General features: G+C 55.5%; 11 protein-coding genes. 3 read left to right on the top strand and 8 right to left on the bottom strand.

All coding sequences use genetic code 11. From position 1 onward, the window contains the following. Positions 1-57 precede the first annotated feature (57 nt). Positions 58-825 carry a DedA family protein gene (locus OGV52_RS12110; RefSeq protein WP_016155679.1) on the top strand — a complete coding sequence of 256 codons (768 nt, stop codon included), beginning with the start codon at positions 58-60 and terminating at the stop codon, positions 823-825. A gap of 49 nt (positions 826-874) precedes the next feature. Here OGV52_RS12110 and thiQ read toward each other — a convergent pair whose 3' ends face one another. The 4 genes from thiQ to sgrR form a co-directional block, all read right to left on the bottom strand. Continuing rightward, positions 875-1,576 carry a thiamine ABC transporter ATP-binding protein ThiQ gene (thiQ, locus tag OGV52_RS12105; protein ID WP_287108564.1) on the bottom strand — a complete coding sequence of 234 codons (702 nt, stop codon included), beginning with the start codon at positions 1,574-1,576 and terminating at the stop codon, positions 875-877. After that, positions 1,560-3,170 carry a thiamine/thiamine pyrophosphate ABC transporter permease ThiP gene (gene thiP, locus OGV52_RS12100; protein WP_287108563.1) on the bottom strand — a complete coding sequence of 537 codons (1,611 nt, stop codon included), beginning with the start codon at positions 3,168-3,170 and terminating at the stop codon, positions 1,560-1,562. The genes thiQ and thiP overlap by 17 nt, the downstream gene beginning before the upstream one ends. After that, on the bottom strand, positions 3,146-4,129 hold the full coding sequence (gene thiB, locus OGV52_RS12095) for a thiamine ABC transporter substrate binding subunit (RefSeq protein ID WP_047498368.1): 984 nt from the start codon (positions 4,127-4,129) through the stop codon (positions 3,146-3,148). Before thiB ends, thiP begins: the two co-directional genes overlap by 25 nt. A 375-nt stretch (positions 4,130-4,504) precedes the next feature. Continuing rightward, entirely contained in the window at positions 4,505-6,160 is a 1,656-nt protein-coding gene (gene sgrR / locus OGV52_RS12090; protein ID WP_287108561.1) for an HTH-type transcriptional regulator SgrR, read from the bottom strand. Positions 6,161-6,259: 99 nt separating this feature from the next. Here sgrR and sgrT point away from each other — a divergent pair, with 99 nt between their 5' ends. Together sgrT and OGV52_RS12080 are read left to right on the top strand one after the other, a co-directional pair. Continuing rightward, positions 6,260-6,382: a glucose uptake inhibitor SgrT gene (gene sgrT, locus OGV52_RS12085; protein WP_047498374.1), complete on the top strand. Its 123-nt coding sequence runs from the start codon at positions 6,260-6,262 to the stop codon at positions 6,380-6,382. Positions 6,383-6,497: 115 nt separating this feature from the next. Beyond that, positions 6,498-7,676, top strand: a complete 1,179-nt coding sequence (locus OGV52_RS12080; RefSeq protein ID WP_279265275.1) for a sugar efflux transporter — start codon at positions 6,498-6,500, stop codon at positions 7,674-7,676. A 45-nt stretch (positions 7,677-7,721) separates the two neighbouring features. Here OGV52_RS12080 and leuD read toward each other — a convergent pair whose 3' ends face one another. From leuD to leuA, 4 genes are read right to left on the bottom strand one after another with little or no spacing between them, the layout of a single operon-like run. Beyond that, on the bottom strand, positions 7,722-8,327 hold the full coding sequence (leuD, locus tag OGV52_RS12075) for a 3-isopropylmalate dehydratase small subunit (protein ID WP_016151683.1): 606 nt from the start codon (positions 8,325-8,327) through the stop codon (positions 7,722-7,724). A 10-nt stretch (positions 8,328-8,337) separates the two neighbouring features. Next, positions 8,338-9,738: a 3-isopropylmalate dehydratase large subunit gene (leuC, locus tag OGV52_RS12070; protein WP_049281567.1), complete on the bottom strand. Its 1,401-nt coding sequence runs from the start codon at positions 9,736-9,738 to the stop codon at positions 8,338-8,340. Positions 9,739-9,740: 2 nt separating this feature from the next. Further along, positions 9,741-10,832 carry a 3-isopropylmalate dehydrogenase gene (leuB, locus tag OGV52_RS12065; protein WP_016155686.1) on the bottom strand — a complete coding sequence of 364 codons (1,092 nt, stop codon included), beginning with the start codon at positions 10,830-10,832 and terminating at the stop codon, positions 9,741-9,743. Beyond that, positions 10,832-12,403, bottom strand: a complete 1,572-nt coding sequence (leuA, locus tag OGV52_RS12060; RefSeq protein WP_016151686.1) for a 2-isopropylmalate synthase — start codon at positions 12,401-12,403, stop codon at positions 10,832-10,834. Before leuA ends, leuB begins: the two co-directional genes overlap by 1 nt. Position 12,404 lies beyond the last annotated feature (1 nt).

Below are 12,404 nucleotides of genomic sequence, written 5' to 3'. Positions count from 1 at the left end.
TGACGAAGTTGAGACGGGTTATCAAAATCCCTGCTTCGTAAATCTGACGGACACATTATGCAAGCATTGCTGGAACACTTTATTCTTCAGTCCGCCCTGTACTCCCTGATCGCCGTACTGCTGGTGGCCTTTCTGGAGTCACTGGCGCTGGTTGGCCTGATTCTGCCCGGTACCGTGATGATGGCGGGACTGGGGGCGCTGATTGGCAGTGGCGAACTGAACTTCTGGCATGCCTGGCTTGCGGGCATCATTGGTTGCCTGTTAGGGGACTGGATCTCTTTCTGGTTGGGCTGGCGCTTTAAAAAGCCGCTGCACCGTTGGTCGTTCATGAAAAAGAACAAGGCGTTGCTGGATAAAACCGAGCACGCGCTGCATCAGCACAGCATGTTTACCATTCTGGTGGGGCGTTTTGTGGGACCGACGCGTCCGCTGGTGCCAATGGTGGCGGGCATGCTGGATCTGCCTGTCGCTAAATTTATCGTCCCGAATATTATTGGTTGCATACTGTGGCCGCCGTTCTACTTCCTGCCGGGGATCCTGGCGGGGGCGGCAATTGATATTCCTTCTGAGATGCAGAGCGGGGATTTCAAATGGTTGCTGCTGGCGACGGCGCTGTTGCTATGGGTAGGGGGCTGGTTTTGCTGGCGACTGTGGCGTAGCGGCAAAGCGGCAGTCGATCGCTTAACCGCGTATTTCCCCCGCAGCCGTTTACTGTATCTGGCGCCGTTGACGCTTGGGATCGGCGTGGTTGCGCTGGTGGCGTTACTGCGCCATCCGCTGATGCCGGTGTATATTGATATTCTGCGTAAAGTCGTGGGTTTCTGACGATTCTTTTGCCGGATGGCGCTGACGCTTATCCGGCCTGGGAAATCAATCACTCGGCTTTGATGCCCAAGAGCGTCGAGGCGCTGGCCTGACCGCTTAATAACTCATCCGTTTTGCCCTGCCAGGCGATGCGCCCGTCGGCGACCACAATCGAACGGGACGCAATTCGCGCCGCATCTTCTACGCTGTGGGATACCATCAGCAACGTAAGCTGTTTATCGCGACAGAGCTCGGCAACCAGCGTTAACATCTCCTGGCGCAGGGCGGGATCGAGCGCAGAGAACGGTTCATCAAGCAGCAAAATGGGTTGTTCCCGCACCAGGCAACGCGCCAGCGCTACGCGCTGTCGCTGACCGCCGGAAAGCTCACCGGGGAGGCGCTCCAGCAGTGAGTCGATCCCCATTTGCTGGGCGATGTGATGCATTTTCTCCCGCTGCGATGCATTCAGCTTCAATCCCGGGTTAAGGCCCAGGCCGATGTTTTGCTGCACGCTCAGGTGGCTGAACAGGTTATTTTCCTGAAACAGCATCGAAACGGGGCGACGTGAGGGAGGTGTGGCGGTGTGATCTTCACCTTCAATCAACATGGTACCGCTGGCAGGCGTGAGAAAGCCGGCGATCAGATTCAGCAGCGTACTTTTCCCGGCGCCGCTGGGCCCGAGGATCGCGACCTGCTCACCGCGTGCGATCGACAGCGTAAAGCGCATCGGCAAATGGTGATAAAGCCATGTGATATCAATCAGTTTTAACATTTCGACCCGGCAATTTCTCAATAACGGTAAACAGCGTAAAGCACAGGATCAGCAGCAATAACGCCGTAACTGCGCCATCCTGACTGCGATAAGAGCCAATCTGCTGATATAAATAAAACGGCAGGGTGCGGAAATCCTCATTACCAAATAGCGCGACCACGCCAAAATCGCCAATCGACAGCACGCAGGCAAAAGCCATCGCCTGCGCCAGCGGGCGCTTCAGGGCACGCAGTTCAACCACTTTCAGGCGCGACCATCCCTCAATTCCCAACGACTGGCACAACATACTGTAGCGGGCGGTGACGTCCCGCATTGGGTTTTCCAGCACCTTCAGCGCGTAAGGGATCGCCATCAGCGCATTGGTAAAAATGACAATGCCGTCGGCTGATTCGGGGAGTCCAATGGTGTTATTGAGCAGCAGAAAGAAGCCGGTTGCCAGCACGATGCCCGGCATGGCGAGGATCAACATGCCGCTAAGTTCCAGCATCTGACCTGCCAGCACCTGCTGTCGGGCACGCAGTTCACGACTGCTCCATAACAGCATCATGGTGAGAACTACGCACAACGCACCTGCCGCCAGCGCAATGCGCAGCGAGGTTCCCAGCGCGTGCCACAGTACAGGTTGCTTAAGAACATCCAGCATATGGCGGTTAAAACCATCGACAATTACCGCCAGCAGCGGCGGCAGCAGTAGCAGCAGGGCCAGAATAATCAGCAGTGCGTCTGCCAGGCGGCTGTGCAGACGATCGTCGGGATCGCGCCAGCCCTGAACCAGCGTGGTACCGGGGGCGATGGCGCGGCTCAGACGTTGGCTGAAGAGCACCAGCGCTAAACAACAAACCATCTGGATCAACGCCAGCATGGCGGCGCGGGCGGGATCGTAATCAAAGTTCAGCGCCTGATAAATCGCCAGCTCAATGGTAGTGGCCTGCGGTCCGCCGCCCAGCGACAAAACGGTGGCGAAGCTGGCGAAACAGAGCATAAAGATGAGCGCCGCGACGGGAAGGATTTGCCGACGCAGCCACGGCCATTCAACAAAGCGGAAGAAATGCCAGCCGCGCAGACCCAACTGAGCGGCTAACTGCCGCTGTTCGCCGGGAATATTCTCCAGCGACTGCAACAGCAGACGACTGGCCATCGGCAGATTGAAAAAGACGTGCGCCAGCAGAATGCCCTGCAGACCGTACGGCGAAAACGTCCATTCCAGCCCGAATGTATGCCAGATCGAGGCCAACCAGCCCTGACGACCGTACACGCTAAGAATACCGAAGACCGCGACCAGCACTGGCAGGATTAACGTCATCGCGCACAGGCGCAGCAGCGCCAGTCGTCCTGGAAAACGGCGGCGATAGAGCGCTCTGGCAAGGAAAATCGCCGGGATGACCGACAGCACTGCGGATAAAAAAGCCTGCCAGAAAGAAAAACGCACCACGTGCCACAGGTAGTCGTCTTGCCACAGTGAGCGCCACTCCCCCCGTGGGGCGTTAAACCATAGCGCCAGAAACGCGGCCAGGGCAACGGCCACCATCAGCGTGGCGGCGGTAAGCCCTGGAACCAGCCAGCCGGGAATTAACGGCTGACGGCGCGTTGCCATTCGCTAATCCATGCCTGGCGTTGAGCCGCAACCTGCTGCGGCGTAAATTCCAGCGCGGTGGCTGGCTTATTCAGTTGCTCGAATCCAGACGGCAGGGCGACCTGGGTTACCGGATACATCCAGTTACCGGTCGGAATCGCATTCTGGAAGGCCGGAGACACCATAAACTTGAGGAATTTCTCGGCCAGTTCCGGCTGTTTGCTGGCCGCAGTACGGGCGGCGACTTCTACCTGCAAATAGTGGCCTTCGCTAAAGTTGGCTGCGGCGTAGTTGTCTTTTTTCTCGGTGATGATGTGATAGGCCGGAGAGGTGGTGTAGCTGAGTACCAGGTCGCTTTCGCCTTTCAGGAACAGGCCGTAGGCTTCACTCCAGCCCTTGGTGACCGTGACGGTTTTTGCCGAAAGCGCGCGCCAGGCCTCCGGCGCCTTATCGCCATAGACTTTCTGCATCCATAGCAGCAGGCCCAGCCCCGGCGTGCTGGTACGCGGGTCCTGATAAATGACGCGCCATTTTTGATCGCTCTCTACCAGTTCTTTCAGGCTTTTGGGCGGATTCTTCAGCTTGTTCTTATCATAAACGAAGGCGAAATAGCCGTAATCAAACGGAACGAAGGTATCGTTTTTCCAGCCGCCGGGCACGTTTACGGCTTCACTTGCTACACCGCTTTTGGCAAACAGTTTGGTTTGGGTGGCGGCTTCCAGAAGGTTGTTATCGAGGCCCAGTACAACGTCAGCTTTACTGTTTTTTCCTTCCATGCGCAGGCGGTTAAGCAGCGAGACGCCATCTTCCAGCGCGACCAGTTTCAGTTCACAGTTGCAGTCAGCTTCAAAGGCTTTTTTTATTGTCGGGCCCGGGCCCCAGTCAGCTGCGAACGAGTCGTAGGTATATACGGTCAGTACAGGTTTGGCGAAAGCAGGCGCTGCGCACAGCAGTAAAAGCGGAAGACATTTTTTAAACACTTTGCACCTCATAAAGTTGGGTGGCAAAGGACTTGAGTTGCAGCCTCAAATCCCTTCGCCGGCATTATCCGGATCAGGTTCGACGGGTATCTCTCAGCCCATACACTTCATCATTCACGCTGCCTCTGTGTTGGCTGCGTTACTCGGCCCATCTCCGGGCCTCGCCCCTTCGGGGCCGCTGCAAGCAGCGTTCAAATCTGCTCCCGGCAGATTTGTCGCTCACCCCAGTCACATAGTTATCTATGCTCCTGGGGACTCACTCGCTTGCCGCCTTGATGCAGCGTGAATGATTTTGTGTATGTTTTTATTTAGCACCCCGTTGAGAACGGCGTTAGTGTAATGATTTTGTTGCTATGCGGCAATCAAGAGCCGGATCTAAGGATCCGGTGGTGCAAACCACGCCGATTTAAAATCAAACCAGCCGAGGGTGTTCATGCGTAATCCGCGCATACTGCGCTGTCCTTGAATGATGAGCCAGTGGTGGATCAGCGGCACAATGGCCTTTGTGGCGAGCAGCTGTTGGCACCATGCCGCCAGGCTCATTTCGCCCGTTCGCCAGCGGGCCGCATCGTTTTCCCAGTCCCGCGAGATACAGTTTTGCAGCAACGGGACTTCGCACAAATGGGCGAACAGCGAGAAATCCAGCGGTAGGGTAAAGTTGGCGCTGTTGAGCCAGATATCGCTGACGATTTCACCCGCATGCCATTGATCGTAGTCGATCTCCTGAATATTTAACTGTACCTGATGCTCTGCCAGCAACGTCTTCATGATCTGCGCGATAATCCGATGTTCGATGTGATCGCGATAGTAGGTGATCGTCAGCGTTTCCAGTCCGGCGGGTTTTTCACCATGGCCGGGTTTGGCATGGTGCCAGCGGGGGAGCAAACCGTAGGCGGGAAACCACAGTCGCTGGAACTGTTCGTCGGCGTGGCAGATGAGATGGGTTGGCGAAAGAACGCGGCTAACCCAATCGCGAACCTCCTGATTAGCGCCACGGTGGGTGCGCGCATCAAACAGCAGGTAGTAGCAACCTTCTTCGAGGCGGCTTTCGATCGCCTTTTCATCCTCCGTGGGGCCTTTTAGCGTCAACCCACCGCCAGGCTCTTCGCCGATATCGGGTAACACCCAAACGTTAACTTCGTCGATCAGCGCCCGGTAGCCAAAGTAATCATCAAATGCATGAATTTTCAGTTGGTTATTGGTATTGCGCATCACCGCATAGGGACCAGTGCCAATCGGGTGGCTGGAGAAGTTGCTGAGCGTCTCCCATTCTCGCGGCAGGATCATGGCGGGGACTTGCCCCAATAGCCAGGGAAGCCAGCGGTCGGGTTGGACGAGATGGATATCCAGCGTCCAGGCCGTGGGAGAAACGATCTGCGTGATGTGCGAGTACAGCGGCAGGGCGTTAATGCGTATCAGCGAGGTGATGACATCTTCCATTTCCAGTTCGCGGCCATGATGAAAATGAATCCCCGGACGCAGGAAGAATCGCCAGTGTAAAGGTGAAATCTGCTGCCAGTGATGGGCGATGTCCGCTTCCAGTTCCCCATTTTCCTCATTTACCCGAATTAAGGCGCTGAAGATTTGCCGGGCGATATGAGTTTCTGAACGGCGTAGCGCCGTACCGGGAAGCAGGTTGTGCATGGGACGATAATAGAGAACGCGCATGATGTGCCGCCCCTGGCGAAAACTGCGCCCCAGGTGAGAAACCAGCATCTGTCGTACGGCCGTTTTGTCACCGACCAACTGCACCAGTTGATCGATGCGATCCTGTTCCAGCAGGTCTTCTGCCCGCTGCTGCTGGAGTGCCAGCCCGGTATAGAGGAAAGTCAGGCGCGAGCGTTTACCTCGCCCAACTTCGGCTTCCCACGTTAACCAGCCGCGTTCTTGCATGGTATTGAGCAGGGTACGCATATGGCGGCGCGAACAACTCAGCAGCTCCGCCAGCTCGTTCAGCGTCGTGTCTTGCGTTTTGCCGTCACAGCATTGCCACAGACGGATGAACTGTTGTTGCAGACGACCAGAAGACATAAAAGGGGAACTCCTGCGAAAAACTCAGCAATTTTATTATCCCTATATTAAGCCAATAATAGATTCCGATGAAGCGATGAGACAACGAAGGGGTCATCTATGCGTCAGTTCTGGTTGAAATACTTTACCGCGACAGAAACATCGTCCTGGTTGGCTTGCCTGAGCGCACCGCAGCGCTTAAAGATGCTCGAAGAACTGATGCAGTGGGAGGTGACAACCTGACTCCTGAATTGGGAATTGCAGACATCATGTGTGACTGAGTATTGGTGTTAATCGCCGCGCCAGCAGATAATCACTGCTGGCTTTTTTTGTTTCTGCTGCGCTAAAAGGAACTGTAATGCTCTGGATTATGACCATGGGACGGCGCCTCAACGGCGTTTACGCGGCATTTATGCTGGTTGCTTTTATGATGGGCGTAGCAGGGGCGTTGCAGGCACCCACGCTGAGCTTGTTCCTGAGCCGTGAAGTCGGGGCGCAGCCGTTTTGGGTCGGGCTGTTTTATACCGTCAATGCGATTGTCGGGATCGTTGTCAGCCTTGGCCTCGCGAAACGATCCGACAGCCAGGGCGACAGGCGCAAGCTGATCATGTTCTGCTGCCTGATGGCAATTGGAAACGCGCTGCTGTTTGCGTTTAATCGCCACTATCTTACGCTTATCACCTGCGGTGTGCTGCTGGCCTCGCTGGCGAATACCGCCATGCCGCAGCTGTTTGCGCTGGCGCGGGAATACGCTGATAACTCCGCGCGTGAAGTGGTGATGTTTAGCTCGGTGATGCGTGCGCAGCTTTCGCTGGCCTGGGTAATTGGACCGCCGCTGGCCTTCATGCTGGCGCTGAATTACGGCTTTACGGCGATGTTTTCCATTGCCGCAGGGATTTTCGCCATTAGCCTGGTGCTGATTGCGCTGATACTGCCGTCTGTCGCGCGGGTGGAGCAACCTGTTGACGTACCGCTGGAACAGACTGGCGGTTGGCAGGACAAAAATGTGCGTATGTTGTTTATTGCCTCCACGCTGATGTGGACCTGCAATACCATGTACATCATCGATATGCCGCTGTGGATAAGCCTTGAGCTGGGGTTACCGGACAAGCTGGCCGGGCTCCTGATGGGGACGGCGGCTGGGCTGGAAATTCCGGCGATGATCCTGGCGGGCTACTATGTGAAGCGCTTTGGCAAACGGCGAATGATGATCGCGGCCGTCGCGGCGGGCGTACTGTTTTATCTTGGTTTGATCTTCTTTCACAGCCGCACGGCGCTGCTGGTGCTGCAATTATTTAATGCAGTATTTATCGGTATCATCGCCGGGATAGGAATGCTGTGGTTTCAGGATCTTATGCCCGGGCGTGCGGGGTCAGCGACCACATTATTTACCAACAGTATTTCAACGGGGGTCATTCTCGCGGGAGTGATTCAGGGGGCTATTGCGCAAAGCTACGGTCACTTTGCCGTCTATTGGGTGATTGCGGCGATTTCTGTGGTCACGCTGGTGATGACCGGGCGGGTAAAGGACGTTTGATTTTTGGAGTGCCGGATGCGCTGCGCTTATCCGGCACCACAAGGACTAGCGCATAAACGCTGGCTGCTTGTCTTCGTACTCGGTGATGGCCGCTTCATGCTGCAGCGTCAGCCCGATGCTGTCCAGACCGTTCAGCATGCAGTGGCGGCGGAAGTCGTCGATTTTAAAGCTGTAGGACTTATCGCCCGCTTTCACCACCTGCGCTTCCAGATCCACTTCAAATTTAATGCCCGGATTGGCTTTCACCAGGGCGAACATTTCATCTACCTGCGCATCGCTCAGGGTCACCGGCAGCAGTTGGTTATTGAAGCTGTTGCCGTAGAAGATGTCGGCGAAGCTTGGCGCGATCACCACTTTAAAGCCGTAATCGGTCAGCGCCCATGGCGCATGTTCACGGGAAGAGCCGCAGCCAAAGTTTTCCCGCGCCAGCAGAATTGACGCGCCTTTATATTCCGGGAAGTTCAGTACGAACTCTGGGTTAGGCTGTTGCCCTTTTTCATCCAGAAAACGCCAGTCGTTAAACAGATGAGCGCCAAAACCGGTGCGCGTAACCTTCTGCAAAAACTGTTTGGGAATAATCGCGTCGGTATCCACGTTGGCGGCATCCAGTGGGACAACCAGGCCGGTATGTTGGGTAAATTTCTCTGCCATGGTAGTTTCCTTATTTGATGCTGCGAATGTCGGCAAAATGACCGGTAACGGCGGCAGCGGCGGCCATGGCCGGGCTGACCAAATGCGTGCGACCACCGCGGCCCTGGCGGCCTTCAAAGTTACGGTTGCTGGTGGATGCACAGCGCTCGCCTGGGTTCAGGCGGTCATTGTTCATGGCCAGACACATGGAACAGCCCGGTAAACGCCATTCAAACCCGGCTTCGATGAAGATCTTGTCCAGACCTTCCGCTTCAGCCTGCGCTTTCACCGGACCAGAACCCGGCACAACCAGCGCCTGTACGCCTGGCGCAACTTTGCGTCCTTTGGCGATTTGGGCCGCAGCGCGTAAATCTTCAATACGCGAGTTGGTACAGGAACCGATAAACACTTTATCAATAGCCACTTCTGTTAACGGAATACCCGGTTTCAGCCCCATATATGCCAGCGCTTTTTCAGCCGATGCGCGCTCAACGGGATCGGAAAATGACGCCGGGTCGGGAATATTATCGTTCACCGAGATGACCTGACCCGGGTTCGTACCCCAAGTGACCTGCGGTGCGATTTCTTCTGCCTGCAGGGTAACGACGGTATCAAACGTCGCGTTGTCGTCGGTTTTCAGCGTTTTCCAGTACGCAACCGCGTTGGTAAAATCCTCACCCTTCGGTGCGTGTAAACGCCCCTGCACATAGTTAAAGGTGGTTTCATCCGGTGCGACCAGACCCGCTTTGGCGCCCATTTCAATGGCCATGTTGCACAGGGTCATACGGCCTTCCATGCTCAGCGCACGGATGGCTTCGCCACAAAATTCAACGACGTGTCCAGTACCGCCTGCACTACCGGTTTTACCGATAATCGCCAGCACGATATCTTTGGCGGTAATGCCAGGTGCTGCTGTGCCGCTAACTTCAATCTTCATGGTTTTGGCACGCCCCTGTTTCAGGGTCTGCGTCGCCAGAACGTGTTCAACTTCAGAGGTGCCAATACCAAAGGCCAGCGCGCCAAACGCGCCGTGTGTGGCGGTGTGGGAGTCGCCGCAAACGATGGTCATACCCGGCAACGTTACGCCTTGCTCAGGTCCCATCACGTGAACGATCCCCTGGTACGGGTGGTTCAGGTCGTACAGTTCGACGCCAAACTCATTGCAGTTTTTGATCAATTCCTGCATCTGAATGCGCGCCATTTCGCCGGAAGCGTTAATGTCTTTGGTCTGCGTGGAGACGTTATGGTCCATGGTGGCAAAGGTTTTACCCGGCTGGCGCACCTGACGGCCATGCGCACGCAGGCCATCAAACGCCTGCGGAGAGGTCACTTCATGCACCAGATGTCTGTCGATATACAACAGCGGGGTTTCGTTTTGCGCTTCGTAGACGACGTGCGCATCGAACAATTTTTCGTATAACGTTTTGGCCATGATTACACCCCTTCTGCGACGTAACGGGCAATAATGTCACCCATTTCATCGGTACCGACTGCGGCAGCGCCACGGGCTAAGTCACCGGTGCGAATGCCTTCTTCTAATGCGCGGTTGATGGCGCTCTCAATTGCGGTTGCCGCATCATTGGCGTCCAGGCTGTAGCGCAGCAGCAGCGCCAGCGAAAGGATTTGGGCGATAGGGTTAGCAATGTTTTTCCCGGCGATATCCGGAGCGGACCCGCCAGCGGGCTCGTACAGACCAAAGCCCTGCTCATTCAGGCTGGCGGACGGTAACATCCCCATTGATCCGGTGATCATGGCGCATTCGTCAGACAGAATGTCGCCAAACAAGTTGGAGCACAGCAGCACGTCGAACTGGGATGGATCTTTGATCAACTGCATCGTCGCGTTGTCGATGTACATATGCGCCAGCTCAACGTCCGGATATTCATTAGCAATTTCATTGACGATTTGGCGCCACAGAATAGACGTTTGCAGTACGTTGGCTTTATCAATCGACGTGACTTTGCGGCGACGCTGGCGAGCAGATTCAAACGCGATACGTGCGATACGCTCGATCTCGAAACGGTGATAAACCTCGGTATCAAAGGCTTTTTCATGTTGTCCGCTGCCTTCGCGGCCTTTTGGCTGACCGAAGTAGATACCGCCGGTCAGTTCGCGCACGCACAGGATGTCGAAACCGTTCGCGGCAATATCTGCGCGCAGAGGGCAAAATGCTTCCAGCCCCTGGTACAGCTTAGCCGGGCGCAGGTTGCTGAATAATTTGAAGTGTTTACGCAACGGCAGCAGCGCGCCGCGTTCAGGCTGCTGATTGGGTGGCAGATTTTCCCATTTCGGACCGCCAACGGAGCCAAACAGAATGGCGTCAGCTTGCTCACAGCCTTCAACCGTCGCTGGCGGCAGCGGCTGACCATGGTTATCGATAGCGGCACCCCCCACGTCGTAGTGGCTGGTGGTAATGCGCATGTTAAAACGGTTGCGGATTGCGTCCAGTACCTTCAGGGCTTGCGCCATCACTTCCGGGCCAATACCGTCGCCCGGCAAAACAGCAATATGATAATTCTTCGACATCACACGGTTTCCTTGTTGTTCTCGTTGTTCTGAGCTTTGCGTTGCAATTCTTTTTCGACTTCTTCGGCGCGCCAAATGTTGTTCAGCACATGAACCATCGCTTTCGCGGACGATTCGACGATATCTGTTGCCAGACCGACGCCGTGGAAGCGGCGACCGTTATAATTAGCAACGATATCCACCTGGCCCAGCGCATCTTTACCGTGCCCTTTGGCGGTCAGGCTGTATTTCACCAGTTCGATGTTGTACTCGGTCACACGGTTGATGGCCTGATAAATGGCATCGACCGGACCGTTACCGTTCGCCGCTTCGGCTTTGACTTCTTCACCGCAGGCCAGCTTGACGGAGGCGGTGGCGATGTCATTTGAGCCGGACTGCACGCTGAAGTAATCCAGACGGAAATGCTCCGGCTCTTCCTGCTGTTTATTAATAAAGGCCAGCGCTTCCAGGTCGTAATCAAATACCTGACCCTTTTTATCCGCCAGCTTCAGGAATGCGTCGTACAGGTTGTCCAGGTTGTATTCGTTCTCTTTATATCCCATCTCGTCCATACGGTGTTTCACCGCGGCGCGTCCGGAACGGGAAGTCAGGTTCAACTGCACCTGGTTCAGACCGATGGATTCAGGCGTCATGATTTCGTAGTTTTCACGATTTTTCAGTACGCCGTCCTGATGGATGCCAGAGGAGTGGGCAAAGGCGCCGCTACCGACAATGGCTTTGTTGGCCGGAATGGGCATGTTGCAGATTTGGCTGACTAACTGACTGGTACGCCAGATTTCCTGGTGATTAATGCGGGTCTGTACGTTCAGGATATCTTTGCGCACTTTGATCGCCATGATCACTTCTTCCAGTGAGCAGTTACCGGCGCGTTCGCCGATACCGTTCATCGCGCCTTCCACCTGGCGAGCACCGGCGTGGACGGCCGCCAACGCGTTGCCAACGCCCAGACCTAAATCATCATGGGTGTGCACGGAGATGATGGCTTTATCGATATTCGGTACGCGTTCATACAGACCAGAAATGATTGCTCCGAATTCGAAAGGCATGGTGTAGCCAACGGTATCGGGGATATTGATGGTTTTGGCACCCGCATTAATCGCGGCTTCGACCACGCGGGCCAGATCGGCAATAGGGGTACGGCCAGCATCCTCGCATGAGAACTCCACGTCATCCGTATAATTACGCGCACGCTTCACCATGTAGACTGCTCGCTCGATCACTTCATCCAACGTGCTGCGCAATTTCGTCGCGATATGCATCGGCGAGGTGGCGATGAACGTATGAATGCGGAAGGCCTCAGCGACCTTCAGAGATTCTGCGGCAACGTCGATATCTTTTTCTACGCAGCGGGCTAAGGCGCAAACGCGGCTGTTCTTCACCTGACGAGCGATGGTTTGTACGGACTCAAAGTCACCCGGTGAAGAGACCGGAAAACCGACCTCCATCACGTCAACGCCCATACGCTCGAGGGCCAGCGCAATCTGCAGTTTTTCTTTCACACTCAGGCTCGCCTGTAACGCCTGTTCACCGTCACGTAAGGTGGTATCGAAAATAATGACTTGCTGGCTCATG

Origin of the sequence: Citrobacter sp. Cb041 (assembly GCF_030336655.1) — a bacterium.
Classification (GTDB): domain Bacteria; phylum Pseudomonadota; class Gammaproteobacteria; order Enterobacterales; family Enterobacteriaceae; genus Citrobacter; species Citrobacter braakii.
This window is presented reverse-complemented; position numbering and strand designations above follow the sequence as displayed.